The 17,072-nt window shown below is 45.1% G+C and carries 15 protein-coding genes, 1 pseudogene and 1 riboswitch; of the genes and pseudogenes, 6 read left to right on the forward strand and 10 right to left on the reverse strand.

Annotation, left to right across the window (positions count from 1 at the left end):
- Window positions 1–57 precede the first annotated feature (57 nt).
- The 6 genes from JNUCC1_RS06320 to JNUCC1_RS06345 form a co-directional block, all read right to left on the reverse strand.
- Complete coding sequence (locus JNUCC1_RS06320; protein WP_156644609.1) at window positions 58–747, reverse strand: ECF transporter S component; 690 nt, start codon at window positions 745–747, stop codon at window positions 58–60.
- The gene (locus JNUCC1_RS06325) at window positions 720–2,396 is read right to left on the reverse strand and encodes an ABC transporter ATP-binding protein (protein ID WP_156644610.1); all 1,677 of its coding nucleotides are present in this window, start codon (window positions 2,394–2,396) and stop codon (window positions 720–722) included. The genes JNUCC1_RS06320 and JNUCC1_RS06325 overlap by 28 nt, the downstream gene beginning before the upstream one ends.
- Window positions 2,378–3,256: an energy-coupling factor transporter transmembrane component T gene (locus JNUCC1_RS06330; protein ID WP_156644611.1), complete on the reverse strand. Its 879-nt coding sequence runs from the start codon at window positions 3,254–3,256 to the stop codon at window positions 2,378–2,380. The genes JNUCC1_RS06325 and JNUCC1_RS06330 overlap by 19 nt, the downstream gene beginning before the upstream one ends.
- Window positions 3,257–3,406: 150 nt before the next feature.
- On the reverse strand, window positions 3,407–4,339 hold the full coding sequence (locus tag JNUCC1_RS18985) for a DUF4430 domain-containing protein (protein ID WP_156644612.1): 933 nt from the start codon (window positions 4,337–4,339) through the stop codon (window positions 3,407–3,409).
- A 36-nt stretch (window positions 4,340–4,375) separates the two neighbouring features.
- Window positions 4,376–6,364: a prenyltransferase/squalene oxidase repeat-containing protein gene (locus JNUCC1_RS06340; RefSeq protein WP_156644613.1), complete on the reverse strand. Its 1,989-nt coding sequence runs from the start codon at window positions 6,362–6,364 to the stop codon at window positions 4,376–4,378.
- A gap of 201 nt (window positions 6,365–6,565) precedes the next feature.
- Window positions 6,566–6,751, reverse strand: a riboswitch (cobalamin riboswitch).
- Window positions 6,752–6,857: 106 nt separating this feature from the next.
- Entirely contained in the window at window positions 6,858–7,337 is a 480-nt protein-coding gene (locus JNUCC1_RS06345; protein WP_156644614.1) for a PaaI family thioesterase, read from the reverse strand.
- 155 nt (window positions 7,338–7,492) lie between these two features.
- Here JNUCC1_RS06345 and JNUCC1_RS06350 point away from each other — a divergent pair.
- Window positions 7,493–8,553: pseudogene (locus tag JNUCC1_RS06350) on the forward strand (NAD(P)/FAD-dependent oxidoreductase).
- 38 nt (window positions 8,554–8,591) lie between these two features.
- Here JNUCC1_RS06350 and JNUCC1_RS06355 read toward each other — a convergent pair.
- Window positions 8,592–9,137 (reverse strand): D-glycero-alpha-D-manno-heptose-1,7-bisphosphate 7-phosphatase, encoded by a 546-nt coding sequence (locus JNUCC1_RS06355; protein WP_156644615.1) that lies wholly within the window; start codon window positions 9,135–9,137, stop codon window positions 8,592–8,594.
- 30 nt (window positions 9,138–9,167) lie between these two features.
- Complete coding sequence (locus tag JNUCC1_RS18195) at window positions 9,168–9,311, reverse strand: hypothetical protein (protein ID WP_197431647.1); 144 nt, start codon at window positions 9,309–9,311, stop codon at window positions 9,168–9,170.
- Between the two features lie 140 nt (window positions 9,312–9,451).
- On the opposite strand from JNUCC1_RS18195, the gene JNUCC1_RS06360 reads away from it, so the two are divergent.
- Window positions 9,452–10,582 (forward strand): mechanosensitive ion channel family protein, encoded by a 1,131-nt coding sequence (locus tag JNUCC1_RS06360; RefSeq protein ID WP_156644616.1) that lies wholly within the window; start codon window positions 9,452–9,454, stop codon window positions 10,580–10,582.
- Window positions 10,583–10,644: 62 nt separating this feature from the next.
- On the opposite strand, the gene JNUCC1_RS06365 is transcribed toward JNUCC1_RS06360, so the two are convergent.
- The gene (locus JNUCC1_RS06365; RefSeq protein WP_156644617.1) at window positions 10,645–11,382 is read right to left on the reverse strand and encodes a hypothetical protein; all 738 of its coding nucleotides are present in this window, start codon (window positions 11,380–11,382) and stop codon (window positions 10,645–10,647) included.
- Window positions 11,383–11,700: 318 nt separating this feature from the next.
- Between JNUCC1_RS06365 and JNUCC1_RS06370 the strand changes: the two genes are divergently transcribed.
- Complete coding sequence (locus tag JNUCC1_RS06370; RefSeq protein WP_156644618.1) at window positions 11,701–12,105, forward strand: nucleotidyltransferase substrate binding protein; 405 nt, start codon at window positions 11,701–11,703, stop codon at window positions 12,103–12,105.
- A 5-nt stretch (window positions 12,106–12,110) separates the two neighbouring features.
- Window positions 12,111–12,428: a nucleotidyltransferase family protein gene (locus tag JNUCC1_RS06375; protein ID WP_156644619.1), complete on the forward strand. Its 318-nt coding sequence runs from the start codon at window positions 12,111–12,113 to the stop codon at window positions 12,426–12,428.
- Between the two features lie 245 nt (window positions 12,429–12,673).
- On the opposite strand, the gene JNUCC1_RS06380 is transcribed toward JNUCC1_RS06375, so the two are convergent.
- Window positions 12,674–13,501, reverse strand: a complete 828-nt coding sequence (locus JNUCC1_RS06380) for an ABC transporter ATP-binding protein (RefSeq protein ID WP_156644620.1) — start codon at window positions 13,499–13,501, stop codon at window positions 12,674–12,676.
- Window positions 13,502–13,746: 245 nt separating this feature from the next.
- On the opposite strand from JNUCC1_RS06380, the gene JNUCC1_RS06385 reads away from it, so the two are divergent.
- A complete protein-coding gene (locus tag JNUCC1_RS06385) occupies window positions 13,747–15,462 on the forward strand; it encodes a pyruvate oxidase (RefSeq protein ID WP_156644621.1) in 1,716 nt (571 codons plus the stop codon).
- 23 nt (window positions 15,463–15,485) lie between these two features.
- Window positions 15,486–17,051 carry an FMN-binding glutamate synthase family protein gene (locus JNUCC1_RS06390; RefSeq protein ID WP_156644622.1) on the forward strand — a complete coding sequence of 522 codons (1,566 nt, stop codon included), beginning with the start codon at window positions 15,486–15,488 and terminating at the stop codon, window positions 17,049–17,051.
- Window positions 17,052–17,072: the final 21 nt, after the last annotated feature.

Here is a 17,072-nt window from a genome sequence, read left to right on the forward strand (position 1 = left end):
AGTAAAATACGTCTCCCACCTTTAGGATCAGTAGTATCTTCATTTTACCATATTAATCTACCTCAAAAGGTCATATTTTTTCTGAAATCTCTCCAACGTACGAATCCAGCTGGCACCAAATACCGCGAGAAAAAACACATTGGACAGGGCGTGACTGACATCATGTGAGATGCTGTTGGCATATAGAGTAATCAGGAATTCCCATGAAACGTTCTCCATATTACTGGTGACGATCCAGAGGTTCATGATCCAGCCAAATAGAATGCCCCACACGAAGCCAAACACAAGGCGCATCCACGTGTTCCGCATGATCCAAGTGTTCTTGAGCAGCCCGGCTGTCATCCCGATCATACCCCATGCGTACATTTGCCACGGTGTCCATGGACCCTGGCCGAGAAAGATGTTCGATACAATAGCCGCAACAGCACCAACCATAAAGCCAGATTCAGCACCAAACACGATACCTGCTACGATGATGACAAAGGTGGTCGGCTGGACACTCGGCAAGCCGGCAAATGGTACCCGACTCACCGCTGCGACTGCCGCAAGCATAGCTAAGATGACCACTTCCCGTGCCTGCACATCACGCCATTCAAAGCGGATAAAGAATGGAATCATCGTAGCCGCTAGAATGATCATACTCAATAAAAAGTAAGCATGGTAATTATAAAGGACGTACATAATCCCGAGCAGGAGAGCAATGAGCACGGCTGCAGCTGCTAAGAATAAGCGCGATCGCACTGCCATGTCTGCACCGCCTCCCCTAGGGTTAATGCACCGGGATGTTGTCCATTCCTTGTGGCTCTGTTAATCGCCGTTGTATAAAAGTAATTGCCTTTAAACAACTCAGCAGGTGTGCCGATTGCCGTGATTTCCCCGTCAAACAGCATGGCACAAGTATGAGCACCTTCTGCAGCAAACTCGATATCATGTGTGACCATCACAATCGTCAAGCCCGACTGATTCAGCTCTTTGAGTATGTCTGCCAGCTGCTGCTTAAACGCTGGGTCAAGCCCCTTAGTCGGTTCATCAATTAATAACACATCTGGCTCACCCAGCAGCATACACGCAAGGGCAGCCTTCTGCATTTCCCCGCCTGATAAATCATACGGATGTCGATCAAGCAAATGCTGTAACTCGAAACGGCTGGCCATCTCTGCAATTGTTCCAACCTGCTTTTTCCCATCCATATCTGCAAGCACCGCTGCCATTTCTTTTCGAACTGTATCATGCAGGAAATATGTACGCGGATTCTGGGGTAAATAAGCCATCACCCGAGACAGCTCATCCCCTTTCAGCTTATGGACAGGCTTCCCGCTCAACTTAGCGGTTCCCCGCTGTGGTTGAATCATGCCAATACACGCTTTTAAAAGGGTTGTTTTGCCTGAACCATTGCCTCCTACAAGTGCCAAATAATCTCCATGCCCAACTTTTAGCGATAGATTCTTAAGGATTAAAGGGGCATGGCGTCCATACTGAAAAAAGATTCGGTCCAGCTCAAGGAAAGCTGACTTTCCGGAATGAGGATGCTTATTTGCTGAGGGCTCTCGCGAGAACAATAGGTTCTGATATGTATTAAGCCATGCTTTCGTGTCCTTAACGGTGAGCGGCAATTTTCCGGCTTCGGCTTCCCACGACTTCTCCAGATATAACGCAGGCAAGGTTGGGATATAAGGCAGGTATGATTGCCCATTGTAAAGCTGTTTGATCACTTCTCTGCTTGGTCCTACTACTGCTATTGTGCCTTTGTCCATCATCACGACCTTATCTGCTACAGAAAATAGTTCTTCCAGCCGATGTTCTACGAGAACAATCGTCATGCCCAGCTCCTCGTTTAAACGCTCAAGCATGGTGATGAGTTCTTTAGCAGCAATCGGATCAAGCTGTGATGTGGGTTCATCCAGCAAAAGGACGCTCGGCTTCAGCAGTAAGACAGATAACAGATTCAGCATTTGCTTCTGTCCGCCGGAGAGTTCGGACGGTTTTTGATCAAGCATTGCTTCCATTCCAAAGAAGTGAACCATCTCAGCCACGCGGCGCCGCATTTCAAATCGGTCATAGCCGAGATTTTCCATAGCAAATACCAGCTCTTGCATCACATCATCCATTACAATTTGGTTGTCAGGATCTTGAAACACCAACCCAACCTCTTCCATCAGCTTTTTCTCATCCCAGTCCGCAAGCGGGGTGCCAAAGTAACTGATTTGACCTGTGATAAGCCCAGCGGGGGCCAGCTCTTGTTTAAGCAAACGGAGCAACGTTGTTTTGCCACAGCCACTTGGACCGCACACAACCGTAAACGTACCCTCACTGATCCTTAGCGATACATTTTTAAGAGCAGGCGCGTCCATATCTGGATAAAAAAATGTCACTTCATCTATGTTAAACGCATCCATCGTATATATTCCCTCCCTTCAACCAGCAATGGGAAGCTGTACAGCACTGTCATCGCTGCCAGCACAACCCAATCCAATGCAAATAAATGTAGTGTGCCAAGCTCGGGGTAAATGAGTATTTTTCCATAGCCAAGCGAGCCCCCGGCGATTACGATTGCGAACAGGCCTGTCATGCTAGCAAGCCATCCCCAGTCCCGGCCCTCCATCCGATACGGCATGTACGATGTTTTTCGGCCAGATCCATATCCCCTTACTTTCATGGAGTCTGCAGTCTGAACCGCCTCTTCCATGGACCATGTTAAAAGGATCTGGATTTTAACAAGGCCTGTTTTGGCCCGTTGCCGAATCGGTCCATCCGTCATCGTTAAGCCCCTCACCCGCTGCACGGCATTGATTTCATCCAGCCTGTCTTTCAAAAGTGGCACAAATCGAATAGCAAGCATCATTAAAAATGCTGTTCTCGGTAAAATACGCGAAAATATAAATAAAAACTTATTGCCGTTTAAAACATGGTTAAAAGATAGGAACAGCATTAAAATGATGACGATTGAGAGTGCCATAACAATGCCATACATCAGTGCTTCTAATGTGACCTGCTTGCCGCGGAAATAAAATAAAATATTTGTACCGCGTGAGACGAGAAATGGATTCAGCACAACAATCAGGATGATCATTGCACCGTAAATTGGGAACCATTTGCGCAGTGTCCTGCCCCGGTCATGTGTAAAATTCACCGCTACAATTAAAAGTGTACCTATCACTAGAAAGATGGGATGCGTGACATACATGGCAAGCGATCCGATATAGATATAATACATCAGCATAACAAAAGGATGATACCCGTGAATGCCATTTTCCATTTCATACACTCCTATCAAAAGAAGAGATCCGCAGCGCTGCCAGGCAGGCTGCGGATCATTTTGGCGTCTAGTTAGGACATTTGCCGTCACGACGGACCGGTTTCAGATCTGCACCCAAGTCCTTTCCGAGATTGTTCGTGTACAGCCATTCTATTCTGTCTCCATCACACAAAGGCACAACCCCTGCCCCCGATCAGGAAAAACGCCGTTAATTCTATACATCCAGCCACTGCCTTGCCCGCGGTCAAATTCATACACGTTCCGCATGCCTTCTACATATGCCGTAGCACCCTGACCACCGCGGTAGTCCATCTGAATCTTTCTGTTCCGGGTGACGCGGATAAGCACGTCAAGAACCGTTTCTTCCTCAGTAATATCGACTTTGACAGGTGGAAGCGGGACTTCAGCAGATCCGTCAGTCGGACACCCACCTTTTCCCGGGTTATCCTTACACCACTGCTGGCCTGATGAACCTTCTGCTGCAATAACGATCGAGTGGGTCACAGACGGCTTGCTTGGTTTAGGCGGTGGCGCTGGTTTTTCATCCTCGGATTTGCTGTCCTTCTTTTTGGGCGGATCTTTCTTCTCTTGTTTCTGATCATATTTCTTGTCTTGCTTCTGCTTTTGTTTTTTATCTTGCTTTGCAGAGGACGTGTTTTCTTTTTTTGAGTCTGACTTTTTGGTAGAAGACTTTGATTGAGATTGACCTGGGTCAGATGCCTTTCCATCTTCTGAACTGCTGGTGTCATGTTTTGACTGACGCTCTTTTTCTCCGGAATCATTGGTTTTGGAAGATGAATCACTTTTACCAGAAGAACCTGCCTGTTCAGACTTAGAGGCTCCTTTTTCATCAGAGCTTTCAACCTGCTCTTTGTCCTCTGTCGATCGTTCGATTGTTTTATGATCCTGATCTGGCAGTTCCTCATCGGCATCACCAACAGCGACTTGTTCATCGGTTTGTGGTTTTCCTTCATTCGACTCAAGTCCTGTAGGTTTTTTAAGCGAATCCCCACAACCGCCCAATCCCACTAAAAGAGCCGCTGCCAGCACCATGAATAAAATGAGCTTAATCGATTGCTTCACATCGTCCCCTCCCCGCGTATTACCTTCATTACAATTTTAATTCAAAGCTTTTTTCTTTCTGTAAACATATACAGCTCCTGTTGCACCACCAATGATTAAAAGCGCCATGCCTGCGGTAAGAATGTTAAACATGTTTGAAGCGGTTTTAGGGAGTGATTGCCCTGTTTTTTCCGACTGATCGTTATTTTTTACATTTGAACCGGTGTTGGTTTGATTACCATCTTTTTGATCTGCTGATGGGACGCCCTTATCCTGGTCGTCATCCCTTTTGTCCGGTCCTTGAGTCTCTTCTTCCTTATTTGGTTTCTCCTGATCTTCTGGCGTTTTTTTATCTTCAGTTGTTTCTGGTGTGGTAACCGTCGTCGATGTCTCAGCCGTGTTGTTCAGGTTGTCAGTTGCTTTAAGTTTATATTCGTAAGTTGTCTCTGCCTGAACCTCTTTATCTGTGAAACGACCTTCCGTTACCTCTCCTAGAAGCTCACCATCTCGATAAATGGCATACTGCTTGATTCCGGAAGCATCTGTCGCAGAAAACTCCAGTGTCACTTTGTCAGTGGTAATGTCTGTTGCTTTGAGTACCAGATCTGACGGTGCTTTCTCGTCAACAAACACGCCATATGTTGAAAAGTGATCTACATCCACTGTAACGGTTCCTTTGCCAGCATCGACTTTTCCACCTTGGTATATCCATTCGCCGCTTTCTTCATCCAAATAATAGATCGCAGCCTTTTCTGGATGCTCAACGCTTTGATCCAATCCCATCACTAACTCAAATTTGTCTTCAGGATTTTCGCCATCTGGATATTTAAACGTAAATGTAAAAGCTTCTCCAGCTTGTTTCAGCACCGTATCGTTAACGGCTTTTTCATATGGTTGTACATCCAATGTTGTCCCGTCTGGCAGATCATCTGGCATTTGAACGGATGTTTTACTATCTGGCACTTGATGGGTGTTCCCTTTGTCTACTTGATTATCAGGTTTCTCTGGTTTTGGATCTGGTTTTTCTTCGGGCGGATTTATAGGGGCACTTGTTCCAAAATGGTACAAAGGCCCTTCGTTATTCAAAAACTTTTTATAAGCAACCAAAGCTTGGAGAGCCTGCTCTGTTGCCATGGCATTAGAGGCTGAATCACCCATTGTGTGCTTGAAACCACCGTCTTCGTGTTGATATTTAAGTAAATGGCTAATCACATCATGACCATTCTTCGTGAATTTGTCTCCAGCAGGGTTGATACCAAAAGCTGTCAACCCTATCACTACTTGAGAGGCAGCTTCACTTGTAATCCCTCCGACAAAGTCTCCGCCATCGAAGCCTGCTTCTTCTTTTTGGACGCCGGAAAGCCAGGTGACAGCTTTATTAAGGGCGGTTTTAACTTTTGGCTGATCTTTATATGGACTCATTGCGATGATCACCATTGCAGTTATATCGATGCTTGGCGAATCAAAAGCTTCGTTCAGATTCCAGCTTCCATCGTCATTTTGCGTGCTCAACAATTGGTTAACGAGTTTCTGCCGTGTCCACCGTGCATCTTCAGGCACATCATACTTTTTTGTGTCCAGTGCGATTAATGCAAATGCTGGTCCATTGTTCCCTTGAAATGTCATCGTATCGAAGTCACCGCGTCGGTTTGGACTATTATAAATCAGTTCTATCAGATTTAACGATTCGATTTGTCTGGGCTCTTTACCAATAGCAGCAGCTGCCATGGCAATCCGTTCAATATCTGTAATCTTAATTCTTCCATTATCAAGGCCTCTGACAATCTGATCTTTAATATGCTGATGCATTCTTTCTTCATAAGATGCCGGTACATCTTTCCCTGCCGTTGCTAAACCAATGGCTTCCCACTCGGAGTTCACACCACTGTCTAATATATGTTGAACCGCCGCATCAATCGCAGCGTTCACTTCATCCCGATAATCCTTACCCCCGGAAGCTTGTGCCGTATTCAATCCTGGCAGTACTGTGAACATAACCATTAAAAACGCCAACAGTGTATACAACAATTTTGATTTAAATCTCAAATAAATTCTCTCCCCTATGATTATGTATGATTGATTCAGAGCGCCCTGTTTTCACCTCCTGCAGCGGGCCGATATTCCCGGCTCCCAGAGCATCAAAAAGCCCTTGCCTAAAAAGACAAGGGTGCAGAATGTTATGTCATCATACGGAAAACACGTCCCGATATCATGCCAAAAAACACATACCTTGATCCTGGAAGGCGTGAACTTAGAAGCGTTTTGGCAAGTCTCCTGACTCATGGGTCACAGCTTGCTCCGCCTTCCCGGTTATACCAGTGGCATTTGGAGGTCGCTCACCATTTACAGTGGCCGGTCCGTTCAGGATTTTCACCTGATTCCTTTTTAATCCTTTGCTATTGCGGCAAAAGAACCAAAAGCGCATATCCAATTTTTGTAATCGCTTTAATTATAGACGAACATTATGCCTTAATCAATAGTTTATGGACAAAAAGGGAGAAACGCCTCAGAGCCACATGAAAAACCTTTAGCAGAGGGGTTATTTTTTCAAAAAGGTATCTGGCATAACTGCTGCAACGACTTCCCCTTTTGCGCACACCTTGTCACCAGCAAATAGCTCTGTCAGAACACGAAACTTCTTTGGATGGATTTCTTCAACTGTACCAACTGCTTTGAGCGGTCCATTGAGAGGCGTCGGTTTGACAAAATCCACGTGAAGCGATGCGGTGACAAAACGCGGCGGTTCGACACCATCACCCGGTTCATGGCCATTTTTGCGGTGGAGTGCCAGGGAAGCTGACCCGGTCCCATGGCAATCAATAATCGAGCCGATCAACCCGCCGTATACAAAGCCCGGAAGCGCCATGTGTTCTTCGTGTGGCATGTAGACCGTGACGGTTTTTTCCCCTTCCCATCCGGTGCGCAGCTGCAGGCCTTTTTCATTTAAACGGCCACAACCATAACACCAGGCGAAATCGTCTCCATAATCATCTTGAATTGCATGTTCAATATCGATCAATCTTCATCTCTCCCTTTGAAAACGTTATCAATGGGTTCAGTATATCATACGGCATGGATTTTGCTAGTTTTTCCGGGACAAATTTGTTAGTCTTTAGATTGGAGAGAATTGATCTTATACATATATAACAGCATTATCACTAAGGGGTTGGTGACATGAGAAACGTGGTGATTCTTGGGGAGGTTATGGTGGCATTCAGGTGCTGAACGGATTGCTTGGCCGTTCATTGCCCGATGATGTTCGGCTGATAGTGGTGGACAAAAATCCATACCATTCGCTTAAGACTGAATTCTTCACCATTGCAGCAGGCACAGAAGCAGAGCGAAACGTGCGAATGGATTTTCCTGATAATGACAGAGTGGAATATGTATTTGCCCATGTTCAGGACATAGACACAGAAGCTAAAGAAATTGTTTTCAGTGATAAAAACGACCATCTGCATTATGATTATTTAATCATAGGCCTTGGCTGTGAGGACAACTATCATGGGGTCGACGGAGCTCCGGAATATACAGAAAGTGTTCAGACTTTCTCCCAGGCCCGTCACACTGGTATGGCTGTCGGAAATTTAAAGGCTTATGGAAAGCTGACAGTTGTTGGGGCCGGTTTGAGCGGCATTGAAGTGGCTTCGGAAATCCGTGAGAGCCGATCTGATTTAAACATCAGACTGCTTGATAGAGGGGGCTCCGTCTTGCGGGCATTCAGTCCACGGATTCAGGCCCATGTGTCAGACTGGTTTTCAAAAAATGGCGTCGAAGTGCTTCATCATGCCAATGTTGAATACGTTGAAAAAGATGGCGTATGCAATAACGGGGTGTGTTATGTCAACGATGTTACCATCTGGACAGCGGGTGTGCAGCCGCATTATCTGGTCAGAGCACTCCCATATGAGAAGGATCAACAGAATAAGATCGTTGTCAATGATTTTTATCAGGTGCCGAGTGATCCAAACGTCTATGTCTTGGGTGACTGTGCATCTTCGGAATTCTCCCCGAGCGGCCAGCTTGCAGGGGCCCAGGGGGATGCCATCACAGATGTACTGCACTCAGTACTCCACGGAAAAGAACCGCGTATTCCAAAGGAGCCCAAGCTGAAAGGCACACTCGGGTCCCTCGGAAGTTCAGATGGCTTCGGCAACATGTTTCAGCAGCCTTTTACCGGCTGGCTTCCACGCGTTGCAAAGTCAGGCGTTCTATGGTTGCACAAACGTCATTAATACAGAACAAAAGCACTGACCAGGGTCGCCGGTGCTTTTTAGTGTCTGTCTTTCTCTTTCTCAACAAACCATTCTGCTGCGGCAGCAAGGCTGGAGAAGGTTAAATCAGCCTCTACTCCGTACTGTTCTTCACGACTTCCGACTAGAATGGTTTTCGTGCCGGCTGCTTTCCCTGCCTGAATGTCCGGTTCGCGGTCACCGACCATCCAGCTCTGGGCCAAATCCACGCCATGTCGCTCAGCCAAATCGGTAATCATTTTCGGCTTGGGTTTGCGGCAGGCACAACCAGCTTTCGGTTTGTGTGGACAGTACGCGATATCGTCAATACGCGCTCCCCACCGTCCTAGTTCATCAGCCAGAGCTTTGTGAATTTTGCCAAGTTCGACCTCTTTCATATAGCCGAGCCCGATGCCTCCTTGGTTAGTCACGATAAATACTTTGAAACCGAGCGTGTTAAACGTTTGGATAGCCTCGCCGACGCCTTCTAGCAGGAACAGATCTTTAGGCTTGTTAACGAATTTCACCCTATCCGAAAGCACTTCATTAATCACGCCGTCCCGATCAAGAAACATCCCTCTTGCCATTGCAGCCACCTCTCTCCCTCACATTACACGTTACTCTTTATTGTCATCCACATATTCGTCTGGTGCTCCGCCGTGCACGCTCGAATTTTTATACTGACTCTTGCGCCCATTGCGATGTTCTCCGCTCGGCTTTCGTTCTTTAAATTGATTATTGAATTTCTGTTGTTTATTCATAAGTTTGCCTCCTTTTGTGATGTACCCTATTAGGATGGGACTTATAGGGCTTTTTATGCAAGTGCGACTTTAGAATCTTTACATCACCGTGGTCTTCCATTATGATACGTTTATAGCATCAAATGATGGGAGTATTTTTTATGGATTGGTTTGACTGGGAATATATAACTTCAACAAAACATCTCATTCGTCTCGGCATTGCAGTCGGGATCATATTGCTTTTTTCATTGTTTCGCAAAATCTTCACAAAATATATTTTTGCTTTACTGCTTAAAGTTGTACGCAAATCGAAGCATCCGCTACTGCCAAATGTTCTTTTAGCTTTTGAAAAGCCTGTCCGTGCGCTATTTGTTATTATCGGTTTTTATGTCGCGCTGTTGAGTTATGCTCATAATTCGTTTATCGTAAGTAACTCAATGAAAGCTTTGTTTCAAGCATTGATCGTAGTCATCGTCGTCTGGGGTATTTTCAATTTATCCTCTTCATCTTCAATGATGTTCAGACGTATCAATGAGCGTACAAGCATCAAAATCGATGAAATCATGATTCCTTTCTTATCGCGGGCGATACAATTTATTGTCTTAGCAATCGGTTTAACAGTGGTCTTACAAGTATTTGGCTATGAAATTAGCGGGCTTGTGGCCGGACTTGGTATTGGTGGTCTTGCTTTTTCTCTAGCTGCAAAAGATGCCCTTGCCAATTTGTTTGGCGGTGTGATCATCATTACAGAAAAACCTTTTACCATAGACGACTGGATTATGACCCCGACTGTGGAAGGGACTGTGGAAGACATTACGTTCCGTAGCACAAAGGTACGCACCTTTTCTCAAGGGCTTGTGACGGTTCCCAACGCCACCTTATCCAACGAAGCGATTACCAACTGGACTAAAATGGGAAAGCGGGAGATTTTCACCAAAATCAAACTGCGGTATGAAACACCACGTGAAAAAGTCAAAAAAGTGGTTGAGCGTTTTGACCACTTGTTGCGAAATCATGAGGACGTGCACCAAGAATATATCGTGGTTTCCTTTGATGAACTTGATGTCTATGGATACGACGTTATGCTGTATTATTTCACCAAAACAACGTCATGGGACGCGTACTTAGCAGTCAAGCAGGATGTGAATTTGTCCATGATGGGGATATTAGAAGAGGAAGGCGTATCCATCGCCATTCCGAGTCAGCATTTGTATGTGAATCAAACTGATCAGCAGGATGTTATGCTGCATGATCAGAGAAGCCACCAAGCATCGGAAAAGGATTTCACATAACTTTAAAGCACCCAAGGCGAGGATGACACACTTCGCCAATGGGTGCTTTTTGTATAGATTCCCTACTTCTCCCGAACTTTCCCCGTTTCATTGGAGCGTTTTGAATTTAATAATGTGAGGGACTGATCACTCCCCATCACCCATTCATACACATAATCAGATGTTTTCTGGCAGCTGTTGTCAATTTTTTCGGCAAGGTAACTGGATCGCTCAAATAAGATAGAGCGAAAATGGTGAACTTGACGTGTGACTTTCTCAAGAAGTGCTTCCTGATTGTCCATCCGTTCAAGAAGATGGGTCTGTTGATCATCTTGAGCAATCAAGCTTTCCAATACTTGATTGCGGAACTCCATCAACTGCTCTGTTTGTGATGTCAACTCAGTACGGGCTTCCAGCAATTCATCCAGCAACGCCTGCTGTGAAGTACTGAAATCCATCATATCCTGTTTCATTTCCTCTTTAAACGTTTCGTCATGCTCAAGCATTTGCTGAAGTTTCGCTTGGTTGTCTTCGAGCATGGTCAACCACCTCTTTGTCTCCTTTCTAAATTGCTCATGCAAACTGGTTTCCTCAGTGAGTGCATTAAGCTGTTCCTGAAGGTTTTCGACGTCCGACTTTTGATGAACAGATAGTGCTTTATATTGCTTATTTAAATTTGCGACTGTCCGCATAAGACGCGCTCGCATCTGATCCTGATCACGTTTCCACTCGTCAAACGCATTTCGTTTAAAGTAATCCTGGTTCGGCGCTGTCACCTCGCCCCTGTTCTGAAACACATCAGGGTGAGCGTCTGTATTCATATAAGGTTTCATCCACATCAACTTCCCTTACGACAGATTACAATAGCCTATGCTCGTAAACGAAGTGATGGAACTGCATGTGGAGGTGTGATTTTTCAGGCTGAGGATTGCATTGGAACTGGAATTTCCGATATATCCCTCAAATTTTCCGATATATCATGTAAAAGTTCTGATATAAGCCCTGGATTTTCCGATATCCGCATCAAAATTTCCGATATAGTGTCTCAAGGAGCGGACAGACACCTTGTTCACTTTTCTATTATAGTATGGTCATGTATAATAATAACTACGTTTGAGAACGAACAAAGGGGCGAGACTATGGAGCATCCAAAAAACATACGATGGAAGCAACGATTTGAAAATTTTGAAAAGTCGTTTGAAACCATGAAAAAATATACAAACCACCCCATGAATACAGAACTGGAAAGAGCTGGATACATTCAGTTATTTGAAGTTACGTTTGAATTAGCGTGGAAAGTTTTGAAAGATTACCTTGAGTCAGTCGGATACATGACAAAAAGCCCACGCGGAACCATCAAGCAGGCTTTTCAAATTGATATGATTGAAGATGGTCATGTCTGGATGGAAGCTTTGACGGATAGAAACAAAACGACACATACGTATGATGAAAAACTTGCAGAAGAACTCATTGAAAAAATTAAATCAATGTATTTCCCTGCCATGGATCAGTTATACCAAGCATTATTAAACGAAAAGGAGTGACCCACATGTGCGGGTTAATCGAGCGTGATTTCTATTATATTCACAAAGCCATTGATGCCTTTCCTGAGATAGAAAAGGCCGTTTTATTCGGAAGCCGGGCACTTGGCAATTATAAGCGCGGTTCTGATGTAGATATTGCGTTACTTGGAAAAAGCGTCTCACCTCACACAGTCGCCATGATCAGTGATTATTTAAATGAAGAATATCCCCTCCCGTATATGTTTGACATTGTCCATTATGAAGCATTATCTAACGCACAACTCAAAGAGCACATTGACAAGTATGGGAAAATCCTAAACTATTCTGACCAGATTACGAATTAGAGCACGATCGGTTTTTTGCTGTCTTTTTTCATCAGAATTATAGCCTCCATTTCAAGTTAAACTCCGAAACAAAAATTCCATGTCTATTAACATCCTTTCCACCTAAAAGTTCCGATATAAGCCCCGGATTTTCCGATATCCGCATCAAAACTTCCGATATATTGTCTTACCCTGCATCTATGTTCGCTCACAATAAATTCAAAAATCCCCGGAACATTACTATGTTCCAGGGATTTTGATCTATTCTACGCATTAACAGCTGAAACTTCCGGTTCTGCAGGCTTCATATGTCTGCCTTTGCTGAACGGGATACACATGGGTGTGCCGCAGAACGGGTCACAGGCGATCTGGCAGCGGAGACCGAATACATCGTGTACGAGATTCGGGCAGATAATGTCATCTGGGCTGCCTTGTTTATAGACCTTTTTATCTTTAATGGCGACGATGTGATCGGCATAACGGCAAGCCAGATTCAAATCATGCAGGACCATAATGATTGTTCTGTTTTCCTGGACGTTCAATTCGTGAAGCAGGTCGAGAATGTCAATCTGGTGAGCCAAGTCCAAATAGGTGGTTGGTTCGTCCAGCAGCATAATGTCTGTGTCCTGGGCCAGGTTCATTGCGATCCATGCGCGCTGGCGTTGGCCACCGGATAAATCGTCAACTTTGCGGTCAGCAAATTCAACCATCCGCGTTGCTTCCAGCGCTTTATTGACAGCCTCTTCATCTGCACTTGACCACTGTTGCAGCCAGCTTTGATGCGGATAACGACCTTGTTTAGCAAGCTGGGAAACGGTCAGCCCCTCAGGTGCCACAGGAGATTGTGGCAGAATGGACAGATTTTGCGCTACTTTCTTAGTCGACATACGGGAAATATTGTTACCGTCAAGCACAACAGATCCGGATTGGGGCTTGAGTAAACGGGCAAGAGATCTGAGCAAAGTCGATTTTCCGCAACCGTTACTCCCTATGAATACTGTCACTTCTCCCTTAGGAATATTCAAATCCAACTCTTCTATGATACTGCCTTCTCCGTAACCAAGGGTTAATGATTGGGTGGTAATGGCGTTCATTGAATGGTCCCCTTTCCTGTTCGTTCTGATGCACAATCATCTATATGGTGAACCGTTTTAGAATCATATGTTTACTATCTTAAGTTTAGAGGACGAAACCATGTCTGTCAATGAGTTTGAGAATCATTTTCATTATGTGTCACATACGTGTGAACACCTTCAAGCGATTATTGTTGTTTTTAAATGGGTATGAGTTACATAACACATGTATGTGGAAAAAGCATTGAAATAAAGGAGATGGAACGATGAAAGCAGCAGAATCGGTTATTAACGTCTTGAAAGATTGGAATATCAAGCATGTGTACGGATATCCCGGGGATTCAGTCAACAATCTTGTGGAATCATTCCGTAAGCACGAAGATGAAATCGGCTTTGTACAGGTACGTCACGAGGAAGTTGCCGCCCTGGCAGCCTCTGCAGAAGCAAAGCTGACCGGAAATGTTAGCGTTTGTTTATCAATCGGCGGACCAGGAGCCATTCATCTTCTGAACGGCATGTATGATGCCAAAGCTGACGGTGCCCCGCTTGTTGTCATTACCGGACAGGTGTCACATGAACTCTTGGGTACGGAAAACTTTCAGGAAGTCAATCTGGAAAAACTGTTTGATCATGTATCAGTTTTCAACCATCGTGTTACATCTGGGAAACAACTGCGTCCGCTTTTGGAACAAGCTTTCAAAGACGCTTATACTCATAAAGGCGTTGCAGTTCTAACCGTACCAGATGATGTCTTTAAGGAAACCGTTGCATCAACCAAAGAACGCTCCTCAACATATACCGCTCCCCAACTGACACCGAAAGAAACAGACTTGAAGAATGCCATGGACTTAATCGTCGATGCCCAAAAACCCGTTATCTTAGCAGGTAAAGGCGCTCTGCCAGCAAAGGAACAACTTGAGACATTCGCCAAAAAGGCAGCTGCCCCTGTGATTGTTTCACTACGAGGCAAAGGCGTTCTGCCTGATAAACATCCTTACAACTTGGGCAACCTCGGACAGATCGGGACCAAACCTGCCTATGAAGCCATGGAAGAAGCAGACTTGCTGATTATGATTGGCACGTCTTATCCTTACAGAGAATTTTTGCCTGACAAAGCACCTGCCATCCAGATTGACACCGATCCGACACAGATTGGAAAAAGATATCCAGTTGATGTTGGTATCGTTGCTTCGTCTGAGGACGTTCTAACCTGGTTTAACGACCATTTGCAAGAAAAAGATGATCGGAAATTTCTCGAGTCATGTCAGGAAAATATGAAAAACTGGTGGAAGCATCTCGATGACATCTCTTCCGGAGAGAAGGATAAAGCGATGCAAGGACCTCAAGTGATCCGTAATTTGCAGCGGTTTGTAGATGATGAAGCCATTCTATCGGTTGATGTAGGCAACGTTTCTTCATGGACAGCTCGCTTTTTCCAAATGACCCAGCAGCGAATTGTCATATCCAGCTGGCTTGCGACGATGGGCTGCGGTCTGCCAGGTGCAATCGCGGCAAAAATAAACGAACCCGACACACAAGTGCTGGCCATTTGTGGAGATGGCGGTTTTTCTATGGTGATGCAAGACTTTCTCACAGCAGTGAAATATGAATTGCCGATTACCGTTATAATCCTGAACAATAAACGAATTGGTATGATTAAATTTGAACAAGAAGAGATCGGTAACATTCCTTATGAAACCCCACTTGAAGATATGGACTATGCCCAATTCGCAAAAGCGTGCGGAGGTGAAGGCTATCAGGCAAACAGTGAAACAGAATTGATTCAAGCACTTGAAGCCAGCCAGCACACAACAGTTCCTACGATTATTGACGCGGCTATAGAAGAGCGAGCCCCGCTCCCTGGAAAAATAGAGTTCAGTCAGGCCATGGGCTATTCCAAACACTTGTTAAAAAAGCTGATAGAACGAGAAGACGACTGGGATATGCCGTCACTCAAAACCATCGCTAAACGGATGTTTTAAATTTTTAAGAACGGAGTGTTATCATGAAAACTTGGATTATTATCGGGTTGCTGGCACTGATTGTTTTAGTGCCAGCCTTTATCATATTGCGTCTCTATCTGCATGATCGGAAACAAAAACAGCACGCGGTTCTCCAAAACTTTCCCATACTAGGTCGGGTTCGGTATATTACTGAAAAAATCGGCCCCGAATTGAGACAGTATTTATTTCATAATGACATGGAAGGCAGGCCTTTCAACCGTAAACAGTTTGAGTTTGTGTATAAAGCCGGTAAATACAACACGAGAATGCTCGGTTACGGAGCTGAAAGACATTTTGACGAAGATGGGCTTTATTTGGTTAACAACATGTTCCCCTCCATGCAAAACGAAATGAAAATTGTACAAGAGCCAAAGATCAACACATACATCTATGATATTGAGAAAGACGATTTATTCACTCGGGATGAACACCGAAAAGAAGCAGAACTGGAGCCTGCTTTTCTACAAGAAGATGACTATGTCATTTTAGGAGAACAAACTGCTCGACAGCCTTTTAAACTTAAAGGCTTGATCGGGCAGTCCGCCATGAGCTTCGGATCCTTGGGTGACCATGCCATTACCGCCCTTTCAGAAGGGCTCAGTATGGCTGGCGGTACATGGATGAACACCGGAGAAGGCAGTGTCTCGCCTTACCATTTGAAAGGCGATGTCGACCTCATCATGCAGATCAGTCCCGGACTGTTCGGGGTTCGCACGGAAAACGGTGACTTTTCCTGGGAAGAGTTCAAGAAACATAGTGAAATCGATCAGGTGAAAGCATTTGAACTGAAGCTCGGTCAAGGCGCGAAAACGCGTGGCGGTCATGTCGATGGCAGCAAGGTAACAGAAGAAATCGCCGAGATCCGTAAAGTCAAATCCGGCGAGGAAATCAACAGTCCCAACCGTTTTCCGGGAATATCAACCCCCGAAGAATTGCTCAAATTTTTACAAGAGATCAGAGAAGTTGGCGGGAAGCCGGTTGGCATGAAAATTGTGGTCGGCAATGAGGCGAATGTGAGGAAACTTGTTTCAGCAATAGCTGAGTCTGGGATCGTTCCTGATTTCATTACGGTTGACGGTGGTGAAGGCGGGACCGGTGCCTCTTATTATGAGCTTGCTTATTCTGTTGGACTTCCAGCTTTTGCGGCTCTGCCCATGGTTGATGACTGCCTTAAAGAATATGGTATACGCTCGCAGACTAAGATTATTGCGTCCGGCAAATTATTAACTCCAGATAAAGTTGCTATGGCGCTGGCACTTGGTGCAGACCTTGTAAATATCGCCCGTGGCTTCATGCTAAGTGTCGGCTGCATCATGTCTCAGGTGTGTCATAAAAACACGTGCCCAGTCGGGGTTGCAACCACTGATCCTCATTTGCAAAAGGGTCTTGTCATCGATGAAAAGAAATACCGTGCCTGCAACTACCTTGTTACATTAAGACAGGCATTGTTTGAACTTGCCGCAGTGGCAGGTTTGAGTTCACCAACCCAATTCACCCGTGAGCATATTGAATATCAATCCTACTTCCGTTCCCTTGGAAGAGAAACGAACGAACAAGTAACAGGGTAAAACATAAAAAGGTCTCTCCCT

Origin of the sequence: Lentibacillus sp. JNUCC-1, assembly GCF_009741735.1 — a bacterium.
Lineage (GTDB): Bacteria > Bacillota > Bacilli > Bacillales > Amphibacillaceae > Lentibacillus_B.